The organism is Acinetobacter sp. BIGb0102 (genome assembly GCF_003815055.1).
In the GTDB taxonomy this organism is placed as follows: domain Bacteria; phylum Pseudomonadota; class Gammaproteobacteria; order Pseudomonadales; family Moraxellaceae; genus Acinetobacter; species Acinetobacter vivianii.
On the sequence record NZ_RKQE01000012.1, the window covers coordinates 109542 to 132316 of the forward strand.

At 42.1% G+C, this 22775-nt stretch carries 17 protein-coding genes; 9 read left to right on the forward strand and 8 right to left on the reverse strand.

Annotated features, from left to right (window positions below; genetic code table 11):
* Positions 1 to 109 precede the first annotated feature (109 nt).
* The 5 genes from EC846_RS09410 to EC846_RS09430 all read right to left on the reverse strand — a co-directional run bounded on the left by EC846_RS09410 (position 110) and on the right by EC846_RS09430 (position 4016).
* Entirely contained in the window at positions 110 to 757 is a 648-nt protein-coding gene (locus EC846_RS09410; protein WP_123775004.1) for a 3-oxoacid CoA-transferase subunit B, read from the reverse strand.
* A 2-nt stretch (positions 758 to 759) separates the two neighbouring features.
* A complete protein-coding gene (locus EC846_RS09415) occupies positions 760 to 1443 on the reverse strand; it encodes a 3-oxoacid CoA-transferase subunit A (RefSeq protein ID WP_123775005.1) in 684 nt (227 codons plus the stop codon).
* 118 nt (positions 1444 to 1561) lie between these two features.
* On the reverse strand, positions 1562 to 2482 hold the full coding sequence (gene catA / locus EC846_RS09420) for a catechol 1,2-dioxygenase (protein ID WP_004771120.1): 921 nt from the start codon (positions 2480 to 2482) through the stop codon (positions 1562 to 1564).
* A gap of 119 nt (positions 2483 to 2601) precedes the next feature.
* Positions 2602 to 2892, reverse strand: a complete 291-nt coding sequence (gene catC / locus EC846_RS09425; protein ID WP_004771121.1) for a muconolactone Delta-isomerase — start codon at positions 2890 to 2892, stop codon at positions 2602 to 2604.
* A gap of 14 nt (positions 2893 to 2906) precedes the next feature.
* Positions 2907 to 4016, reverse strand: a complete 1110-nt coding sequence (locus EC846_RS09430; protein WP_004771122.1) for a muconate/chloromuconate family cycloisomerase — start codon at positions 4014 to 4016, stop codon at positions 2907 to 2909.
* 104 nt (positions 4017 to 4120) lie between these two features.
* Between EC846_RS09430 and catM the strand changes: the two genes are divergently transcribed.
* From catM to EC846_RS09460, 6 genes are all read left to right on the forward strand, one after another.
* Entirely contained in the window at positions 4121 to 5038 is a 918-nt protein-coding gene (catM, locus tag EC846_RS09435) for a cis,cis-muconate-binding transcription regulator CatM (RefSeq protein ID WP_005229202.1), read from the forward strand.
* A gap of 293 nt (positions 5039 to 5331) precedes the next feature.
* On the forward strand, positions 5332 to 6597 hold the full coding sequence (locus EC846_RS09440; RefSeq protein ID WP_123775006.1) for an OprD family outer membrane porin: 1266 nt from the start codon (positions 5332 to 5334) through the stop codon (positions 6595 to 6597).
* A gap of 569 nt (positions 6598 to 7166) precedes the next feature.
* On the forward strand, positions 7167 to 8054 hold the full coding sequence (locus EC846_RS09445) for a LysR family transcriptional regulator (protein ID WP_123775007.1): 888 nt from the start codon (positions 7167 to 7169) through the stop codon (positions 8052 to 8054).
* Positions 8055 to 8576: 522 nt separating this feature from the next.
* Positions 8577 to 8924 carry a DUF3649 domain-containing protein gene (locus tag EC846_RS09450; protein WP_123775008.1) on the forward strand — a complete coding sequence of 116 codons (348 nt, stop codon included), beginning with the start codon at positions 8577 to 8579 and terminating at the stop codon, positions 8922 to 8924.
* Positions 8925 to 8928: 4 nt separating this feature from the next.
* The gene (locus tag EC846_RS09455) at positions 8929 to 10623 is read left to right on the forward strand and encodes a PepSY-associated TM helix domain-containing protein (RefSeq protein ID WP_123775009.1); all 1695 of its coding nucleotides are present in this window, start codon (positions 8929 to 8931) and stop codon (positions 10621 to 10623) included.
* Positions 10623 to 10958, forward strand: a complete 336-nt coding sequence (locus EC846_RS09460) for a DUF3325 domain-containing protein (protein WP_123775010.1) — start codon at positions 10623 to 10625, stop codon at positions 10956 to 10958. The genes EC846_RS09455 and EC846_RS09460 overlap by 1 nt, the downstream gene beginning before the upstream one ends.
* An 85-nt stretch (positions 10959 to 11043) precedes the next feature.
* Here EC846_RS09460 and EC846_RS09465 read toward each other — a convergent pair whose 3' ends face one another.
* From EC846_RS09465 to EC846_RS09475, 3 genes are all read right to left on the reverse strand, one after another.
* Positions 11044 to 13569: a TonB-dependent siderophore receptor gene (locus EC846_RS09465; RefSeq protein WP_123775011.1), complete on the reverse strand. Its 2526-nt coding sequence runs from the start codon at positions 13567 to 13569 to the stop codon at positions 11044 to 11046.
* A 66-nt stretch (positions 13570 to 13635) separates the two neighbouring features.
* Entirely contained in the window at positions 13636 to 14592 is a 957-nt protein-coding gene (locus EC846_RS09470) for a FecR family protein (RefSeq protein ID WP_123775012.1), read from the reverse strand.
* 23 nt (positions 14593 to 14615) lie between these two features.
* On the reverse strand, positions 14616 to 15131 hold the full coding sequence (locus EC846_RS09475) for a sigma-70 family RNA polymerase sigma factor (RefSeq protein ID WP_005256546.1): 516 nt from the start codon (positions 15129 to 15131) through the stop codon (positions 14616 to 14618).
* Positions 15132 to 15362: 231 nt separating this feature from the next.
* On the opposite strand from EC846_RS09475, the gene EC846_RS09480 reads away from it, so the two are divergent.
* The 3 genes from EC846_RS09480 to EC846_RS09490 are packed head-to-tail and all read left to right on the forward strand — an operon-like array spanning position 15363 to position 22772.
* A complete protein-coding gene (locus tag EC846_RS09480; RefSeq protein WP_123775013.1) occupies positions 15363 to 16574 on the forward strand; it encodes an efflux RND transporter periplasmic adaptor subunit in 1212 nt (403 codons plus the stop codon).
* Between the two features lie 4 nt (positions 16575 to 16578).
* Positions 16579 to 19668 carry a multidrug efflux RND transporter permease subunit gene (locus EC846_RS09485; protein ID WP_123775014.1) on the forward strand — a complete coding sequence of 1030 codons (3090 nt, stop codon included), beginning with the start codon at positions 16579 to 16581 and terminating at the stop codon, positions 19666 to 19668.
* Positions 19665 to 22772 carry an efflux RND transporter permease subunit gene (locus EC846_RS09490; protein ID WP_123775015.1) on the forward strand — a complete coding sequence of 1036 codons (3108 nt, stop codon included), beginning with the start codon at positions 19665 to 19667 and terminating at the stop codon, positions 22770 to 22772. The genes EC846_RS09485 and EC846_RS09490 overlap by 4 nt, the downstream gene beginning before the upstream one ends.
* Positions 22773 to 22775 lie beyond the last annotated feature (3 nt).

Below are 22775 nucleotides of genomic sequence, written 5' to 3' on the forward strand. Positions count from 1 at the left end.
TCAGTCCAACAAAGGATTTTTGTTACTTTTTATCCTTAAAAAGTAAGGCATTGCCTATACAAAAAGTCTTTGCTTTAACCCGTAATGACTGGCTGTGTAAACATTATCCTTAAGTCGCATCAATCAACTGAGCACCCGTCAACGCCTGTAACTCCTCAAAGCTCAGACCATCCACTTTCTCAATCACTTTTAAACCTTCTTGGGTCACATCAATCACACACAGATCGGTATAAATTCGATCGACACATTTCAACCCTGTTGCTGGATATGAAAGCGCTTCAACAATCTTCGGTTCACCTTGTTTGGTGGTGTGATCAGTGGTGATAAACACTTTCTTGGCCCCTACCGCCAGATCCATCGCACCACCCACGGCAGGAATGGCATCCGCGGCTCCAGTATGCCAGTTAGCTAAATCACCATTGGCTGCCACTTGGAAAGCACCAAGCACTGCAATATCTAAATGTCCGCCACGCATCATGGCAAAGGAATCCCCATGATGGAAAAAGCTGCCGCCAGTCAGCATGGTGACGTATTCCTTACCTGCATTGATGAGTTCGGGGTCTTCTTCACCTGTGGCTGGTGGCGGCCCGAATGCCAGTAGGCCATTTTCCGAATGCAGGAATACATCTTTGTCTGCTGGAAGATAGTTTGAAATCTTGGTTGGAAGGCCGATGCCGAGATTGACATAAGCGCCATCTGGAATATCTTGTGCGACACGTTCAGCAATCTGGTCACGGCTTAATTTTTGATAGCTCATGTTTATGCTCCTACGCCAGTCGTCGCATCAACTGCAACCACATGCTGTACAAAAATCCCAGGGGTAATAATGTGTTCAGGATCAAGCTGACTGAGTTCAGCCAGTTCAGAAACCTGCGCAATGGTGACATCGGCTGCCATCGCCATGATCGGGCCAAAGTTACGGGCTGATTTGTTATAAACCAGATTGCCCCAGCGATCGCCTTTGTGTGCTTTGATCAAGGCAAAGTCTGCTTTGATTGGGTATTCAAGCACGTAGTCTTTACCATCAATATGGCGGGTTTCCTTGCCTTCAGCCAAAAGCGTACCGAAACCTGTTGGGGTAAATACCGCACCTAAGCCCATGCCAGCAGCCTGAATACGACACGCCAGATTGCCTTGTGGCACCAGTTCCAGCTCTATCTTGCCTGCACGATACAGTTCATCGAAGACCCATGAATCAGACTGACGCGGGAAGGAACAAATGATTTTACGTACCGCACCTGTTTTAAGCAGTTTGGCCAAACCATAATCACCGTTACCAGCATTGTTATTGACGATGACCAGATCCTTGATTCCGAGTTCGATCAGTCCATCAATCAGTTCAGCGGGTTGTCCTGCGGTGCCGAAGCCACCAATCATGATGGTTGCTCCATCCTTGATCTGTGACAGTGCCTCGGTCAATGAGAGCTTACTTTTATCAATCATAAGGCCAACCTTTGATACATGTTTTTAAATTTCTATACATGCCTGTTTTCATCACACGCGATGCATAGAAATTTAAAAACCGTGAGCTAATGAATAGCTCACAGTCATTTTTAGGGGATTAAGCACCAACGCGACGACGTTCAACTTCTGAACTTGGCGCACCTGCATGTTCTTTAACCAATTCGACATTGAAAGTAATGTGCTTGAATGGCTTGTTAAGGCCACGACGAGCGATTTCTGCTTCATCTGTTACATCCACAGCAGTTGCGATAAGACCTTCACGCGTTGCGAATGCGAAGTCATCCCAAAGGTATTGATCGCCTTCAATATTGAATTGCGTGGTTAATTTGCGATAGCCCGGCGCAGAGACAAAATAATGGACGTGAGAAGGGCGGTTACCATGACGACCTAATAGGTTCAGTACCGCTTGCGTAGTACCTTCTGGTGGGCAACCATAGCCTACAGGCATGGTGGTTTGTGCGACATAGTGACCATTGGCATCAGAAAGAATAGTACGGCGTAAATTGAAGTCTGACTGCGATTTATCAAAGAATGAATAGTTACCTAAGCTATTGGCATGCCACACTTCGACTTTAGCGCCTTCGATAATATTGCCTTCAGGATCTGTCACTGTGCCTTCAATAAATAAGGTATCCACTTTGTCTGATTCAGAGCCATCATCCATACGGGCAAAACCAACAGATTCAGGTGCACCTGCGACATAAAGAGGGCCTTCAATGGTACGTGGTGTGCCACCCGTAATGCCTGCTTTGGCATCTGCTTCATCGGCACGTAAATCAAGGTAATGTTCTAAACCTAAGCCCGCAGCCAGTAAACCAAGTTCATTGGCCTGACCGGCATCGGTAAAATACTCAAGACCTTTCCACAGTTCACTTTGCGAGATGTCCAGATCTTCGATCGCCTGAAAAAGATCACCGAGCAGACGAACTACAATTTGTTGTACACGTGGATTGACTTCACCTGTCGCGGTATCCACATTCATTTTTTTAACCAGTGCATCGATTTCTTGACGGTTCATACATATTCTCCTGAAGTATGATAATTTTTGGTGGCTAGCGAACTGGCTATTTTTGCTGGTTCCTTGGCTCGCCACATTCCTTGTTCAAATTCTGTTTTAACTCTGCCTGCTATACGCGTTTAGCTATCATCTTCACGAATGGCAGAGGGATGGCGATTTAAAGCCATCACTTCAATATTCATGTAGGGATATAAAGGCAGTCCCTGCAAAATAGTGTGTAATTCCTCATTACTTTCCACATCAAAAATACTGATGTTTGAGTATTGTCCCGTGATGCGCCAGATATGACGCCATTTACCTTGACGCTGTAAGTCTTGTGAATAAGCCTTTTCCACGGCTTTAATTTCATTGGCTTTTTCAGCTGGCATATCGAGGGGGATCTTTACATCCATTCGTACTTGGAAAAGCATGTCAACTCCTTGAATTATTGACGACGCAGGTTGTCGATTTTGTCTTGATCCAGTTCAATGCCGAGGCCAGGACCTGTTGGAATCTTGAGTTCAAAATTGCCATATTGAAGTGGTGTTTTTAAAATTTCTTCCGTGAGTAGCAGTGGGCCAAACAGTTCCGTGCCAGCGGCTAAATTGCTAAAGGTAGAGAAGGCATGTGCAGATGCAATGGTGCCAACAGGCCCTTCAAGCATGGTGCCGCCATAGAGGTCGATCCCCGCCAGATTGGCGACTTTTGCAACGTCGCAGGCTTCGATCAGACCGCCAGATTGGGCAATTTTTACCGCAAACACTGAGGCTGCATTCGTCTTTGCCAGACAATAAGCACTTTGCGGCCCTGTTAACGATTCATCGGCCATAATGGCAATATCAAACTTACGGGTCAGACGTTGCATGGCATCAATATTATGAATTGCACACGGTTGCTCAATCAGATCAACACCGCCATCCTGAAGCATTTGAATCCCTTTAATCGCATTCAGTTCAGACCAGGCACGATTGACATCAACACGGATTGAAACATCCTTACCTAATGCCTTTTTAATGGCCAGAACATGTTCTACATCTTGTTCCACTGGACGTGAACCAATTTTTAATTTGAAAATATTATGGCGTTTTAGCTCAACCATTTTTTGTGCTTCAGCAATATCTTTTTCGGTATTGCCAGATGCAAGTACCCAAAGTACAGGCACGCTATCGCGTAAGCGTCCACCGAGGACTTCACTCAGTGGCAGACCTAAACGTTGTGCCTGAATATCCAGCAAGGCTGTCTGGATGGCGCATTTGGCAAAACGGTTACCATTGATATTTTGCTGAATAATTTTTAGGGTTTGAGCCACATTAAAACCATCCAGCGTTTTTAACAATGGCGAAAAGTACTGCTCAATATTGGTTTTGACACTTTCAGGACTTTCTTCCCCATAACCCAAACCACCAATGGTCGTCGCTTCACCCCAACCAATAAAACCATCTGCTGTCGTGATTTTAATCAGTACTAAGGTTTGGGTTTGCATGGTTGCAACCGCCATCTTATGTGGACGGATGGTTGGAATCTCGACAAGTAAGGTTTCTATGGATTTATACATCTTTGGTATTTCTTCAATCTTTGCCTATTTACATACCCTAAATTAATGTAATATTTAGAACTAGGCTGAATTTGGTATTTTTAGATACTTAAAAGGTATATTAAATGGAATTAAGACATCTTCGTTATTTCGTGACGGTGGTAGAGGAACAGAGCATTACCAAAGCGGCGGAAAAGTTATGTATTGCGCAGCCGCCTTTAAGTCGGCAGATTCAGAAACTGGAAGAAGAACTGGGTATTTTGTTATTTGAACGTGGTTCGCGACCTGTGAAAACGACAGAAGCAGGTCAGTTCTTTTATCAGCATGCGGTACAGATTTTGACGCATACCGCCCAAGCAGCCTCTATGGCAAAACGCATTAGTACGGTCAATAAGATTGTCCGTATTGGCTATGTCAGTTCTTTACTGTATGCGCTGTTGCCACAGGTGATTTATTTATTCCGCCAAAATCATCCCGAGATTCAGGTCGAGTTGATTGAACATGGCACTAAAGACCAGATTGAAGCATTAAAACTGGGCAAAATCGATTTGGGATTTGGGCGATTACGAATTAGTGATCCTGCGATTAAACGGATTTTATTGCGCAAAGAAAAACTCAAATTGGCGATTCATAAAAATCACCATTTAACCCGTTTCATCGATCAGGGCATTTATCTATCCCAGATCATTGATGAGCCTATTTTTTCTTATCCAGCCACGCAAAAGCCAAACTTTTCAACTCTGATTCAGTCGATTTTTACGGATTTGGGACTGGTACCTAAAGATATGGTTGAGGTTCGTGAAATTCATATGGCTTTAGGTTTGGTTTCCTCAGGTGAGGGTATTTGTCTTATTCCTGAGAGTGCCAGTGACATTGGCATGAAAAATCTGGTCTATATTCCTATTCTGGATTTGGAGGCATACACTCCGATTTCACTGGCGGTACGTAATATGGATCAAAGTCCGTATCTTCCTCAGATTCTGGAATGTATTAAACAGGTATTTGAAGAAGAAGGGATTCCGATACAACTTGATGGTGATTGATGTAATCTCAAAAAATCAATTAATCAGGAGCGGTCATAAGGACCGCTTTTTTGATGCTTATAGGCTGGTTAGTATATAAAACTAGACTTAAAAGGTATAACTATATACTTCAATATCTATGGAAAATTACATTAATTATTCAAATAATAAATGCAGCTTAGACTTTTCTTTAAATATATTCTATTGGATTTCGGATATTTAAAGGAAATGGAAGTTTGGTCTAAATAACAAGGCAAGTAGCAAGACTTTACTTGCAGTAACAAGAATTTTAAATACTCAGGAAAGGATTTCCCATGTTAAAACTGAATACGCTGTATAAAGCGCAGCGCGTTGCTTTATATACTCTTTTTGGCTGTCTCAATGTCAATGCTGCTTATGCTGATTTCTTGGAAGATAGTGAAAAGAGTATTTATTTACGTAATTTCTATGTCGAGCGGGATTTTGAAGGTACCAATCAAGACTTAGGCAGCTGGTCACAAGGTGTATCAGGACGTTTCGTATCAGGTTATACCGACACACCGATACAAGTCGGTTTGGATTTAGGCTTTCAATATGCGCTGCGTTTAAATGACCGCTATGATGAACGGCTAGATACGGTGTTTAAATATGATCAGCATGAGCGACGCCAAGAACGTGATTACTTAAAGCTCGGCGCGACCTTAAAACTAAAATATCAAAATACAGAGCTGAAAGTGGGGGAGCTTTTTCCTAAAACACCTGTTTTATTTATTGATGACTCACGACAACTGGTTACGACCTATGCGGGGGCAATGTTAGAAAATAAAGATGTGAAGAATCTAAAAATATCTGCGGGGCGTTTTACCCACGTCAATGCACGCGATGATGATGAGTATAGAAAATTCACATTAGGTAACTCGACAGATCCAGCGAAAAGAAGTGATGGACTCAATTTTCTAGGTCTAGATTATAATTTCACGCCGAATTTATCTGGGGCTTACTGGTTTGGCCAGCTTGAAGATATTTACCAACAACATTATGTCAATGCTGCCTATACAGAGCAGGTTAAAAACAGCAAGTTAAAAGTTGATGCGCGCTATTTTAATTATAAAGAGGATGGCGATGCTTACTTTGGTGATATTGATACTCAATCGATTGGCTTGCAAGCCAGTGTCCAGAATGGGCCACATACCATTGTGACAGGTCTGCAAAAGCATATGGGAGAGGACAATATTCCACTGTTAAATGGTTACGTTCCTCAAGCCTATTTACAGAGTTGGTCTGCTGTTGCTTTTTACAAAGCAAAAGAATTGACGTGGCATATCTTATATAGTTATGACTTTAAGGATCATGGCGTACCCGGGCTAAAACTGACTTTACGTTATCTGAATGGTAGTGAAATTTATCGGGAAGGTTTTGAGGACAATAAAGAAACCGAGAAAAATGTCATTATCAATTACACCGTACCTGAAGGAAAACTCAAGGGTCTTGGGTTTGAATGGCGACATATTCGTGCTGATATTAAATATGGTGCAGGGAATAATCCAGGAACTGATTTTGTAGAAAATCGAATTTTGTCGACTTATACTTTTAAGTTTTAATTGAAATGATATTCTGCTTTATTGGGGGGATATCATTTTATTCACTATTATTCTAATGGTTAAATAGAGAGCTAATATTTTAGTCGTATAACTGTTAAATTAATTTCTAGTTGAAGAATCTCTTTTCATTTGCGCTGATCTGAGAAAGTTTAACAATTAATCTTCAACTAGAAATTTGAATAGTGAATCATGTTTTCACTATATTCTCTAAGGAATTCTCAAGCGTTATTGGTCTCTCCTTTTTAATTTCTAGTTAAAAAACGAAGCTCAATATAGCATTAAAAAAACAGGGGTATTTTTGAAATAAATTCACTTAATTGTTTCCTGTATGGAATCAATAATGAGAATTTATCTTATTTTGTAGTGTTTTTAAGGTTGTTTGTTGAGTAAATGTAAACATAAAGTGGTTTATATTTATCTGGATGAGCTTATTAAACATTAAAGTTTAGTTTTTTCATCACTTTAAATTTTTAATTAAAAAATTCAACCAATCATAAGTTAATAATAAAACCCTATTTTTTTAATTGTTGTTCCATATAATTCACAAAATTTAATTTGTGGTTTTTTTTATGATCAGTGCAAGAGAGTTAGAAATTTTTGTTTATTCCGCTGAAAATTTAAACCTTAAAATCGTTGCTGAGAATCTCGGAGTAAGTCAGTCGGTCATTTCTAAAAATATTAGCAGACTCGAGGAAAAAATTGGATTTATCCTATTTGATAGAAAAGCAAGGCCTTTACAGCTGACACCATTAGGACATAAATTTTATTTTAAAGCATTTCATGTATTGGCTGAATTGAAACAGCTTAGTAATTTTCAGTTTTTGAATGAAAATATACAGGAAGTAAAAACTGATTTTGACTTAAGAGTGGGCATTCCACATACATTAAATAGTAGTTTATCTCCATACATCGTCGATGCTTTTGAGCAAGTTGAAATTGTGAATGGTTGGGGGAAAAGCTTAATTCTATTATTGAATGACCATGAAATTGATACAGCAGTCATTTTATTGCCTACGAACCAGACACTAGACAGTAAAGAGAATTGGTCTATGTTGGGAACTGTGCCGCTGGTGATTATTGGGCGTAAAGAAATGGTGCGAGAGTATAAGAGTCTAGATGACTGTAATCGTACGGGCTGGGTGTTAAATCCAGAAGGATGTGGTTTCAGAGTAGATTTAAATAATCGATTGATGAGCCAAGGGAAAAAGCTACATATCAGACATGAAATTTTTGGCACCAAATCACAGTTAGATTTTGTAGAGAAATATGAAGGCATTGGCTTGGTTCCACAGCCGTTTTTTGAATATTACAATGAACTGAATAACACCTTGGCAGTACTGGATATTCAGGATTTCAGGTCGGAAATGTATGTGTTTTTAGTGGCTAGACCAAATGTACCGCAAGATAAGTTAAGCAAAGTGATGGAAATCATTAAGCAGCGATTTAAGTTTGATTAAGGGGAGGCTATTCATGAATAGATGTATGGATGAGCTCTTCAATTGTTAACTGACAGAATAAGATCCTCTTAATCCATGTAGTAAATAAAATTTTATACGGTTCACTCCATTTTATTAATTAAAACAAATAACTATATATTTAAAAATAGGTTTTAGACAATTCTTTCTCACTGTTCAAAGCTTAAACATCAGCATTTTTATAAAATAATGATAATTATTATCATTATTGTTCTTTTTGTTGATTTTGTGTATTATTCGTTGAATTTTTTAAGGATAAATTAAGATTGATCTAAATTTATTCTCATTTTTACCTGAGAAAAGGATGTGCAGGCAATTGCCTACCTTAAGTTACGAAGGGTAGAAATTTAGAATGAGATGAGAGGTGACACAACATTGGCATTGTCCATGGGTGGATCTGTGATTTCTGAAATGATTTAAATCTTAATTTTTCTTATAGACCGCTCTCCTGAATATAAAAGTGTTGTTGATTTCAAACAATCAGCAGTTTTCTTGGTATCTCTTATGACTATTGAAGCCTCGATTCCTTTGGTTTCCACAAAACGGGCAACTAAAAAACAAGTTGAACAATCATCATTGATTCAATATCGATTGATGATTTTTTCACGTTTTGTACTCGCAATTTTTGGGGGATATTACTTTGCCGCGATTGCAACGATGTTGAGTGGTTATTTATTTTCATCTGAACCCCTCAAAGCCAGTGCCGTATTTAGCGCGACCATGCTGGCTTTTGTGATCCATTGCGCCATATTCATTTGGGTATTTATGGTCAATTCGACCTTGAAAGTGTGGTTGGGTGTGGTGATACCGAGTCTGGCGATGACAGTGTTGTACTGGTTTTTAAAAGGGTAAGGTCATGCGTGTAGATGGTAAAAATGAAGGCCCACGCCAATCAATGTCATGGTTACATACCTGGACCAGTCTTTTACTGGGATGGTTACTCTATGCTGTTTTTCTTACGGGAACACTGAGTTTCTTCCAAAATGAAATTACAGTCTGGATGAAGCCAGAACTGCATCAATCCGTGAATACTACTTCGCAGCAACAACAATTAACTTATGCACTGCAATATTTAAATCAAAAAGGACAAAGTGCCGAGAGCTGGAATATCCGTTTTGCCAATGAAAGACAGCCAGCCATTATGCTGAATGTCCGTCAGCCAGGGGAAGGGCGACGTCGTGGTGGTGAAATTTATCTGGATGCACAAACTGGTCATGAAATTAAAGCCAGAGAAACGCGTGGCGGTGGTTTCCTTTATCGCTTTCATTTTGAACTTTATGGTATGCCGCGAATTTGGGGGCGCTGGATTGTAGGTATTGCGACACTGTTGATGTTTGTTGCGATTATCAGTGGCATTATTACCCATAAAAAAATCTTCAAGGATTTCTTTACCTTCCGTCCTGCCAAAGGCCAGCGTTCATGGCTGGATGCTCACAATGCAACAGCTGTGTTTGCCTTGCCATTTCATATCATGATTACCTTTAGTGGTTTGTTGCTCTTGATGCATTTATTTATGCCGTGGGCAATGAACACGCACTATGGCAATGTTCGAAATTTTTATCAGATTTTAAATGAACCCGTTGCCCAAACACCTGAACAAGCACGTTTACTGGCAGAGCAAAAGCAGAAAGAAGCAGCTGAAGAAGGACGTGGCAATCGAGGTGGTGGCCGTCGTGAATCCGAACAAGAAAGGCCTGTGATTGCAGCTGCACCGATGGTGAATTTGACAACACTGAGTCAAAGCCTGCAGCAGGGTTGGGGCGATAATCCGATTTCCTCTATTCGAGTGAATAAACCGAATACTATTGAAGCTGATGTGCAATTTAATGCCACGCGTACCACCACCTTGCTGGATCGGGAAAGTGTTCCTTCACTCAAGTTTAATGCGGTAACTGGGCAACCAATTGATGAAGCCAAGCCCGTAAATTCAGCATCAAAAGCTATTTATACGTTGGTGACATGGTTGCATATGGCACGTGGTGTGGATTCTGTCTTGCGCTGGTTATTATTTTTATCAGGTGTCTTAGGCACGATGATGATCGCTTCCGGTTTGATTTTATGGGTTGTGAAGCGCATTCCAGATGTACAAAAGCTTGGTTATAAACCCTTTGGACATCGTGTGGTTGAAGTTCTGAATATTACAGCGATTACAGGTTTACCAATTGCCTGTGCAGCTTATTTCTTTGCTAATCGGGTTATACCCGCACAACTGGCTGAACGCTCACCCTTAGAAATTAATGTGTTCTTTATTGTCTGGTTATTGTGCTTGATTCATGCGGCTGTTCGGGCACATCGTCCAGCTTGGCTAGAGCAACTGGCTTTGGCTGCCGTGATGTTCCTGTTTATCCCAATTTTGAACTTGGTTACAGGTGGGCAGGCATTATGGATGAGTATCTATCATGGACAATGGATGATCGCTAGCTTTGATCTGGTCTGCATTATTTTAGGACTGATCTTTATCTATTCTTATTACAAATTAAAGCGTTATCAAGGTCTACCGGTTAAGCAGAAAAAACAGCCTAAGGCTCAGTCGGCACAGGAGCAAGCATAATGGCAGCATGGATGTTGTGGTGCGTTGCCGTGGTGGCGCTATCGAGTCTGGCGTGCGGAATGAGTAAGCATCAACGCGATATTTTTACATCCCCAATCTCGGCTCAAAATAGCAGACGTTTTGAAATTGTAGGGTGGAGTATTTTGTTGCTCTCTGCTGTCGCTGCAATATATTTAAAAGGTGCTTCGATCGGTTTATCAGAATGGTTGGGTTGTATCACTTTTGCTGCTTTGGCGGTAGGGCTGTTATTGACTTATCACCCTAAAAAATTATTACAGGCTAATGTGATCGCTGCTGCTTTATTCGGACTGCTGCTGATTTTGAGTTTGATTTAAGCCTTAGTTGTATCGTCATTAAATAAAAAGAGGAAACTTTAGTTTCCTCTTTTTATTTGTGCATGAGATATAGGGCTAGCTTGGCTTACCAGTCATATTTCAAGCCCACACGGAAATTGGTCGGTGCACCATAATAGCTGTTGGTGGTCGCCAAGTGGTATTTTTCATTAAATAGGTTATTCAAATTGAAATTCACCACAAGCTGATCATTGACTTTATAACGTGCCATTAAATCGACTAGCGCATAGCTGTCTTGGGTAAAACGAGCACCATTTGGTCCACCAGTTTGATAAATTTCACTTTGCCAGCGCACACCACCGCCCACAGTGATTGCTTCATCCAGATAAGGCAGGGTATAGGTGCTAAACAGTTTGGCAGTATTATTCGGAATAGTGGTATCTAGGTTATTGCCTTGATTATTTTTAGACAGGTTACGGGTAAAACTGGTTGAGATTTGCCAAACATCAGTGATCTTACCTGTGGCTTCAAGTTCAAAACCACGACTTTCGGTTCCCGATTCAGCTCTATAAGCTTGAGAACCATCAGGTGCTTTTGCACCCGTGATTTCTACAGCTTTATTATCTTCCTTAACCTGATAAATGGCTGCGCCAATATTTAACTGATTATCGAAGAATTCACCTTTAATTCCCAATTCGGTACTATTACCGATGACGGGTTCAATATAACTGCCTGTCATGGTTTTCTTATCTTGGGGTGAGAAAATATTGGTATAGCTGGCGTAACCTGTCCAATGCTCTGTGAAATCATAGGTTAGGCCAATATAAGGAATAACTTTTCCTTTTTCTTCCTGCTTGGTGTATTCCGTAGAATTCTTTTCATTATTATGATCACCCGTAACACGTTCCCAGTCTTCAACACGTGTCCCCAAAATGACTGCCAGATCATCACTTGCTTTTAAACGTACTGCACCAAAAATGGATTTGCTACGATCATCTCCGCTATACCAACCATCGATTTGAGTGGGTGGACGGCTTGGAGTATGACCATCCCATGTAAAGATATTATCAAGCTTGCCTTCCCATGACATGCCATTGTTCCAGCCAGAATAGGTGGGGCGTTTGTTTTTACTCTGAGTATAGGTTGTACCAAGAACCACATCGTGAGTTTGATTAAACAAATCAAATGAACCATTCAAGGTTAAATTAAACAAATCCTGAGTCGGTCGATAGTCCCAGCGGGTTGCATAGAGCATGGCACCACTACCTGTCGCTTTATCAATTCCTGTATTTGAAAAGGTATAGCCAACAATTTCATCTGAATCGGTAATGGTGCGTGATACCACGCCTTTTAATTTCCAGCGGTCATTCAGTTGATGCTCTAGATCTGCAAAGAAAGCAGTTGTAGTGCGGTCAGAACCTGTCCAGCTTGCTGCTGCTGAATCTGAGCGCGACCAGTCAATCAGAGAACCATCGGTATAAAAACTTGGTAAACCACCACGTGCCACACCAGAAAGATTCATTTGTTGGTAACTAACACCAAGGCTACCTTTGGTTTTTTCACTGAGGTCTGCTTCTACGACAGCATAAGCAACTTTGCGTTCTTCATTATAGCGGTCAATATAAGAGTCTGAATTTTGGTAGGCAAATAGGGTACGCCCACGGACACTACCAGAAGCATTTAAAGGGCTGGATACATCAATATCGGTACGGTAATAATCCCAAGAACCTAAATCTACACTGACAGAGGCTTTAAAATCCTGCAAAGGCTTTTTACGGACCATGTTAATACTGGCACTTGCTGTACCTGAGCCTGTCATCAAGCCGTTGGCACCACGAACTACTTCAACCCGATCAAACAGCGCCATATCCTGACTCTGGAAAATAGCCTGATAAGAACTCATGAGTTTGACACCATCCAGAAGATAGTTATCCACTTGTTGACCGCGCGCATAAATCGGGGAGTTATCACTGCCGATACTTCCACCTTGTTTAATCGAAAGGCCCGCTGCCTGACTGACTACATCCGTCAGCTGGGTCAGGTTCTGATCTTTCATTTGTTGGTTGGTAATCACACTAACCAATTGGGGTGTTTCTTTGAGTGTCAGAGCCAAACCTGTCGAGGCTGTTGTTGCCTTGGCTGTATATGACCCAGAACCTTCAGTGGTAAGATTTTGACCTTTATCCGCACTCAAGTGAATCGTTGCTAATTGCACCGCACCAGTTTCGCCGCTAGTTTGATTCACATCATTCGCATTTGCTTTGGTACGAATTGCTTCTAATTGAACGACTTTAGGTTCAACCGCTGCTACAGTTGCTTTGGCTTGAATGCTATATCCCGCATTGGCAACTTTGACTGCTTCAAATGCATGCGGTTTGAGCAAAACGTCTAAAGCTGTTTCTACTGAATAATTTCCTTTGAGTGAAGCGCTTTTTATTTTAGAGAGTGTGGTCGAATCATAGCTGATGGTGGTACCTGTTTGAATCGCGAGCTGTTTAAGTGCTTGATCGAGTGTAGTTGAGCTAATTGAAATCTGATAAACATTTGCAGCATAAGCAGAGGTTGTTGCCATACTGACAACGCTAAGCGGCATGCCCCATAATATTGCGCGTACAGCCAATGCCAAGGTATTTTTCGCCTGATAATCCTTCATGTGGTCTTCTCGACTGGGAGTGTATTTCTCTATAAGTCGGATCAGATCAAAAAAAGTGTCAAATTTTTATCTTTTTTTTATTTTTAATAGGTACGGACTGTAATAGCTGAGCTCAAGTTGATGGGTGTAGGCTAGTGTATCGAGACTCTGTTGAGGATTTTGCAATGAAAATACCCCAGAAATCGGGATCTTTTTCAATTCAGTATCGATAAGATATGTCCCTTTTTTATAACGATACAATTCATCCAGTACTTTTTGTAAAGGCCATTGGTCTACCACCAACAATTGTTGTGTCCAATAAGGACGATCATTTTCTAGTGCAAGTGGTTTTGAGATCTGTTGGGTATCGAAATATGCACGTTGACCTTGCTTTAAAATCTGACGTTGCCCAGAATCTTGAGGCTGTAGTGCGACCGCATGTTGATAGACTTTGACTCGAGTTTGATCATGCTGTTCTTGTCGTACCGTAAACTGCGTACCTAAGGCTTCAATCGCACCATCTTTGGTATTCACCATAAATGGACGATGCTGTGGATCTTTGGCGGTCTGGATATAAATTTCACCTTCAATCAGTGTAATTTGTCGAGTCTGTTTAGAAAAATCTACGTTGATATAACTATCACTGGCCAATATCAAGCTTGAACCATCTTTCAGCGAAACGGTTTTAATTTCACCCACCTGAGTATGATAATCCGATTGCCATTTTGCCCAAGGCATTAAATAAGTCGCACAGCCGAGAACCAGCAATCCTGAAAGACTGAACAGCATATTTCGTTTTGCTGTCAGATTAAATTTTTGCTTGGACTGGACTAAAGATTCTGAAGGGAAGTGGTTGGATAACCCTGTTAAGCCGTGTGTAAATTTATTGATGTGCTGAATAGCTAAGGCATGTTCTTTTTTTTCTGCTTGCCAATGTTCAAATTGCTGCTGTTGTAGTTCGGTCATTTCACCTGAATGTAATAGCACGAGCCAATCGGTGGCTTCGTCTAATACATGATCAGGGATTTTAGAGACTTGAGACATGGCAGAAACGCAAATTCAGCAAATTAATCAGTCTGATTATAAAGACTAATACAGGCCAAGAAAGCCTGTTTCATATCTCTTTTGACCGTTGCTTCAGAAATATCCAGTTTTTCACTAATGGCACGATAAGTTAGTCCATCCAATTGTGATAATAAAAATACCTGTGCGGTACGCTGAGGCAGTTTTTCTAACATTAAATGGACTTGATAGAGCGTTTCTCGAATACAGACTTCGTATTCGGCCGATGGATAGTATTCTTCTGGCAGTTGTGCAAGTGCATCTAAATACAGATGTTCCACATGTTGGCGACGCCAATGATCAATAATCACATGTTTGGCAATGCCCATTAACCATGCTTGAGGTTCTTTAATCTTTTCAAAGCAATAGTCACTTTTTAAAGCACGGTAGAACACTTCCTGACTTAAATCTTCCGATTGATGGTGATGCTGTAGTTTGTGCTTGAACCATGACAACAGTGTGCTTTGTTGCGATTGGTAAACGTGGCTAAACCATAACTGTTTTTCTACATTCAGGTTCATAGCAAGGAGTCCACAAATGTGCGGGGAGATGCGCATTAAAGAAGGGTTAAAAATATTTTTAAATAGTAATGATAATAGTTCTTAATATCAATAAAATTGTATACATACTTTTACAGAAAAAATTGAGCTGATTTTGAATTTCGTTCGACTAAACCAATGCAGGGGAACATTTTTCGTTTTCTTCTTCTCCCATATTTTTAATGAATTTTATTTGAATAAGTAGAGTATGTCATGAGTGAACAACAGATTGATTTAAAACCACAACAGCATTCTCGATCAAATAAAATCAAATGGTTGATTGGCCTTATTGTGCTTTCACTATTGGGGATATGGGGCTGGAATTATTGGAAAAAGTCACAAGCCAATAAGCAAGAGTCATTTAGTCAATGGAGCAAACCCGTGCCTGTTCGTGTGGTAGGGGTACAACGTGGAGACTTGCAATTACAAATTAAGGCGATTGGTACGGTGGTGCCAGCCAATACCGTGAATGTTCAAAGTCAGGTGTCTGGTGTGCTGCAAAAGCTGTATTTCCAAGAGGGGCAATACATCAAGAAAGGACAATTGTTAGCACAAATTGATCCGACACCATTTCAAGTCGCATTGGCACACGCACAAGGGACACAGCAACAAAATTTAGCGCAGTTGCAAAATGCACAAACTGAATTGAATCGCTATCAGTTGCTGTATAAGCAAGACTCGATTGCCAAGCAACAGGTCGATCAACAGCAAGCCTTAGTTAATCAACTCAAGGGACAGATGCAAGCCAATCAAGCACAGGTGGATGCGGCAAAGTTACAACTGTCTTATACCAAAATATATGCACCGATTGATGGACGTGTTGGTTTCCGTCTCAAAGATGCAGGCAATTTAATTCAGGCCAATGAAGCAACGGGTCTATTGAGTATTACCCAAATTCATCCTGTGTATATTCAGTTTGCCATTGCGGAAAACTATTTGGATATCGTACGCCAAGCCACAAAAAATAAGCAAAGCATTCAAGTCAGTGCTTGGGATCGTGCAGAACAAAATCAATTGGCAACAGGCTCAGTTCAAGCACTGGATAACCAGATTGATCTGAACACAGGCACACTTAAAGTTAAAGCTGTGTTTGCCAATGTGGATGATGCTTTATTTCCGAATCAATTTGTCAATGTTCGTTTAAATGCTAAGACTTTGCAAAATGCAGTGCATCTACCGAGTGACGCCATCCAACATGGTGCAAAAGGAACTTATGTTTATATTGTCAATAAAGCGCAGAAAGCCGAAGTACGTCTGTTAAAACTGGGTGCTGTTTCCCAAGGACAGACTGAGATTATTGAAGGTCTTCAGGGCAATGAACGTGTTGTTTTAGAGGGGATTGATCGACTTTCAGAAGGGCAAGAAGTACAAGTCATTCAGGATGATGTTTCTAAGCCAATACCAGCAAAAACTGTAGCTGGATAAGCGTATGAATATTTCCAGATTCTTTATTGTCCGACCCGTCGCCACCACGTTGTTGATGTTGGCCCTATTTTTTAGTGGCCTGTTGGTGTGGCGTTTATTACCTGTATCGGCATTACCGCAGGTCGATTATCCGATTATTCAGATTTACACCTTTCAGCCAGGTGCAAATCCAGATACGGTGCAGCGAACTATCAGTTCACCTTTAGAACGGGAGATGGGCAAGATTGCAGGTTTGAAGCAAATGTCTTCAAATAGTTCGGTCGGTGCTTCGGTGATCACCCTGCAATTTGAATTATCTGCCGAATTGGGCATTGTCGAGCAAGAAGTTCAGTCGGCATTAAGTACCGCCAGCAGTAAATTGCCGAATGATTTACCTACTCCACCCATCTATCGCAAAGTGAATCCTGCCGATGTGCCCGTGATTACTCTTGCGATTAGTTCTGAAAGTTTGCCACTGACCACGGTCTATGACATGGTCGATACGCGTGTGGCACAAAAACTTTCACAGCTTTCGGGTGTTGGAATGGTGAGTCTGGCAGGGGGACAACGTCCCGCCATTCGTGTGCAGATGAACCCAACTGCCTTGGCAGCGTTTAAGCTCAGTGCTGAAGATGTGCGCGCGGCGATTGCTGCGGCCAATGCCAATCAGCCGAAAGGGAGCTTTGATGGGCCTTTTCGATCAACCATGCTCGATGCCAACGATCAGATGCGTTCGATTTCTGATTATGAAAACCTGATTTTACGTTGGAACAGTGGTGCACCGATTCGTCTAAAAGATGTCGCACAAGTGCTTGAGGGCAGTGAAGATCGTTATATGGCAGCGTGGGCGGATAGCCAATCTGCTATTTTGGTGAATATTCAGCGACAACCCAATGCCAATGTGATTGAGGTGGCAGATCAAATCAAAAAAATCCTACCTGAGTTACAACAAAATCTACCTGAAAATGTTCACATTCGCGTACTCACTGATCGAACCGAAAGTATTCGCAGCTCGATTAAAGATGTGCAAAAAGAATTGGTCTTCGCCGTGTGTCTGGTGGTGTTGGTCACCTTCCTGTTTCTACGTAATTTTGCTGCGACCCTGATTCCCAGTATTGCCGTACCGCTGTCGATTATCGGCACTTTTGTATTGATGTATTTCCTTGGTTTCTCGGTCAATAATCTGACTTTAATGGCATTAACCATTGCCACAGGCTTCGTCGTAGATGATGCCATCGTGATGCTTGAAAATATTGCACGACACCGCGAGTCAGGTGAAAGCATGTTACAAGCAGCCCTGAAAGGATCAAAAGAAATTGGTTTTACCCTCATTTCTTTGACGATTTCCCTGATTGCAGTTTTGATTCCTTTACTCTTCATGGGCGATGTCGTTGGACGGCTGTTCCATGAGTTTGCCGTGACACTGGCAGCAGCCATTGCACTGTCTTTGGTGGTGTCTCTGACCTTGACCCCAATGATGTGTGCCTATTTGCTAAAAGATGCACCGAAGCATGCAGAGCAACCAAGTCGTTGGAGTCTGGATCGAGTGATTCAGCATTATGCGACCTTACTGCAATGGGTACTTCGGCACCAAGTACTGACTTTGATGGTGATGTTGGCAACAGTGGTACTGGCGGGACTGTTGTATTGGTCGATTCCGAAAGGCTTTTTCCCAGTACAGGACAATGGTGTCATTCAGGTGGTCACCGAAGCCCCTGACCAAATTTCATTTCAGGCCATGAGCGAACGCCAACAAGCTCTGGCAGCAGTGATTGCAAAAGATCCAGCAGTCGCCAGCCTGTCTTCTTTTATTGGTGTGGATGCCAATAATCCAAAGTTAAGCAATGGACGTATTTTGGTCAATTTAAAACCCCATGCTCAACGTGAACCCGCAACGGATGTGATGGTGCGACTCAATGAAAATTTTGCACAGGTACAGGGGATTAAAGGTTGGATGCAACCTGTACAAGAGCTGAGTATTGAAGACAAAATTAGTCGTACCCAATATCAACTGAGTGTGACTGCACCGAAAAATCAATTGGTAGAGCAGTGGACACCTCAACTGGTTCAGGCATTGCGTCAGCAGCCTGCATTTGCGGCAGTAACCAGTGAAGATGCGGGACAGGGTTTACAGGCCTATATCGATGTCAATCGTGATGCGGCAGCACGTTTAGGTTTAAGTGTTGAAGACATTAGTTTGGCTTTACAGAATCTATTTGCGCAGCGGCAAATTGCAACTTTATATACTCAATCTAATCAGTACCGCATCGTTTTAGAGTTAGATCCCAAACTGACGCAGGGTATTGAGGCTTTAAACCAAACCTATATTCATAATCATCAGGGACAACCGATTTTATTGAGTTCCGTCGCCACCATTGTCGAAAAACATGCACCGATTCTTTTACAGCAACAGTCGCAATTTCCTGCGGTTGGGATTTCCTTTAATTTAGCCAAGGGTGTCTCTTTAGGGGAAGCCATTGCTGCGATTGAGCAGGTTAAGCAGAGCCTTGATTTACCGCCAGAGCTACAGGTACAACTGCAAGGGGCTGCGGCCGTTTTTGAAAACTCACAGCAACATACCTTTTGGTTGGTGATTGCTGCGATTGTGACCATGTATATTGTGCTGGGCATGCTGTACGAGAGTTTTATTCATCCAGTTACTATTCTTTCAACCTTACCTTCTGCTGCAATTGGTGCTTTATTGGCCTTGTTTATGGTGGGAAGGCCATTGGACATGATTGCGCTGATCGGGATTATTTTATTGATCGGTTTGGTCAAGAAAAACGGCATCATGATGGTTGATTTTGCGCTTGCCGCTCAACGTCATCAAGGCTTGACGGCTGAGCAGGCCATTTATCAGGCGGCTTTATTACGCTTCCGCCCGATTCTGATGACCACACTGGCTGCGGTGGTCGGCGCTATTCCTCTCATGCTGGCCTCTGGTTCTGGAGCCGAATTACGACAACCTTTAGGTTTGGTGATGGTGGGTGGTTTATTAGTCAGTCAGATACTCACCTTATTCACCACACCTGTGGTGTATTTATTTTTTGATCGACTTCAATCAAAGCCAAGTACACAGTTGACACTCTCTGAGCAAACAGGGGCAATTGAATGACGTTGTTGTCTGTGTTTGTGCAACGGCCTGTTGCCAGCGTGCTGTTGGGTGTAGCCATCGTTCTGCTCGGTATATTGGCCTATTTACGCCTACCTGTTGCCGCATTACCGCAAGCGGATATTCCTACCATTGTCGTCAGGGCGAATTTGCCTGGTGCCAGTCCAGAAAGTATGTCTGCAACTGTAGCAACACCTTTAGAACGCGCCATGATGGGTGTATCGGGTGTTAAAGCGATTAACTCGTCCAGTAATCAAAGTTCAACGCAGGTGGTTTTACACTTTGATTTGAACACTGATATCAATGAAGCTGCGCGTGAGGTTCAGGCTGCCATTAATGCTGCGATGTCACAGTTACCCGCAGGTATGCCGAGTCCACCCGAATATTTCAAAATCAACCCAAGCCAAAGTCCGATTTTCTATTTGGCGCTCAGCTCTAAACAGCTTTCTGCTGCAAAGCTATACGAAATAGCATCTCAACAATTACAACCCAACTTGGCTCAGATCAGCGGGGTGGGTGAAGTTGCGATTGATGGTGCTTCTATGCCAGCTGTACGTATCACCATCAATCCAAGTGCTTTAGTTTCAACGGGGATGTCACTAGAGCAAGTGCGGCAGGCGGTCGCGAAAAGTAATGTGGTACAGGCATTGGGTGTGGTTGAGCAACAGCAATTACGTTGGCAAGTGACCTTATCAACAGAACTAAAAACTGCCCAAGATTTTGCGGATCTGATTATCCGATACACTGATCAAGGGGTGATCCGCTTAAAAGATATTGCCACGGTCAGTGATTCGGTTGAAAACCGTTATGTTAGTGGTTTTCATAACGGGCAACCTGCGGTGATATTAAAGATTAGCCGACAGCCCAATGCCAATACCGTATCGACCATTGATCTGATCAAAGCAAAATTGCCTGCTTTACGTGAGCTAATGCCTCGTGATGCACAGTTAACGGTGGTGATGGATGGTTCAAATATTGTCCGTAACAGTTTAGAGGAAGCACGGGATACCTTGTTTTTATCCATGTTACTGGTGGTGATTGTGGTGGTGCTGATGTTGGGGCGCTTGCAGAGTGCTGTGATTCCCGCAATGGCACTGCTGGTCACTTTAATTGGTGTATGTAGTCTGATTTATTTGGCTGGCTTTTCGCTGAATAACCTGTCGATTATGGCAATCATTGTTGCGATTGGTTTAGTGGTTGATGATGCCATCGTCGTACTCGAAAATATTGAGCGTTATATTGAGCAAGGCGATTCACTTGCCCAAGCGGCTGTGAAAGGGATTCAGGAAGTTGGTTTTACTTTGATCGCCATGAATCTGGCTTTAATCGTGATTTTTCTCTCGGTTCTGTTTATGGGCGGGGTAATTGAACGCTTGTTTCGAGAGTTTTCGCTCACGCTGGTTTTTGTGGTGCTGTTATCGGTTTTTGTTTCATTAATCTTAACGCCAAGTTTATCGGCACGTTGTTTAAAACCTTTATCCTTGACCCAACCTCCGCGGTTGTATCGTTATAGTCATCGTTTGATTCAGGGGCTGACCCAGTCTTATATTCGGTCTCTCCATTGGGTATTAAAACATGCTTATTTGATTGTGGTAGTTTGGCTGGCTGCAATAATGGCTTCTGTCTATATCTACAATTTATTGCCCAAACGCGTTTTACCTGAACAAGACACTGGACGGGTCGGTGCTTTTATTCGTGGCGATGATGGTTTTTCTTTTCAAATCATGCAACCAAAGATTGCCGCGTTTAATCAAGCCCTACTCAAGGATCCTGCGGTACAAGATGTGGTCGGTACGTCTGGTGGTGGAGGAGGCATGACTAACTCATTTTTGATGGTGAGTTTAAAGCCAAAGGCTGAACGTGACGGTTTAACTTCCAAAGAGGTAGTCGAGCGTTTAAAGAAAAATGCACCTTGGCAGGCGGGGGCCGTGTTCTCAGCAGATGTCGAACAAGATTTGGAATTGGACGATCCTTTTTCCAGCGGCAATGCTCAAGAATATTTATTGTTATTGCAATCTGACAATGTGAGTCTGTTACGTGAATGGGCACCCAAAGTTGCCGAGGCGATGCGCAAACTGCCTGAGTTTGAAGAGGTAGAAACGCAAGGAGATGAAGGCGCTCAACACGTCACTTTAGATATTGACCGCGAAGCAGCAAAACGTTTAGGTGTTGATATTGAAAATATTTCTAGTGTTTTAAATAACTCATTTTCACAACGCCAGATTTCAACAATTCATGATCGAAATGACCAGTTCTATGTGGTGATGGAGGTCGATCAACGCTTTACTGAGCATCCTGAAGCTTTGGCAGATGTCAAAATACCGAATCAACAAGGGGCCTATGTGCCTTTAAGCAATTTCGCTACATGGACTTATGGAATCAGCAATGATCGGGTGCATCGCCGTAATCAATATGCAGCGATGGGTGTGGGCTACGTGGTCAAGAAAGGCTATAGCTATGAACAAGCGGATGCTGCCATTCGTCAGGTTTTGCCAGAGATCATGCTGCCAAAAGAAATCTTTGTCATGACAGATCGCGATGTTGAAAGTGAAAGTTTACAGGCGGGAATCAGCACACCTGCTTTGATTGCAGCGGTGATTGTGCTGATTTTTATTGTACTGGGAATCACGTATGAAAGTATTGTGCATCCGTTTACCATTTTATCCACTATTCCCACGGCAGCTTTGGGGGCTTTACTCAGTTTGTGGCTATTTCAGATTCCCTTTAGTTTGATTGCCTTGTTGGGCGTATTTTTGCTGATTGGAATTGTGGTGAAGAATGCCATCTTGCTGATTGATTTTACTTTACATCAAAGGCGTCAAGGTCACACCGCTTTCGAGTCGGTTATTGCCGCAGCGACATTGCGTTTTAGACCGATTTTAATGACCAATACTGCCGCTTTATTGGGTGCGATTCCACTGGCACTGAGTTGGGGGGAAGGCTCGGAAATGCGTCAACCTTTGGGGATTGCCATTGTAGGTGGATTGGCTTTAGGTCAATTATTAACATTGTACACGACTCCTGTGATGTATCTCATGTTTGAAAAAATCGCTCAAGGCTTAAATAAATTTAGGTTGCAGTTGAATGTGTTCCGTTGGAATAAATAGGAA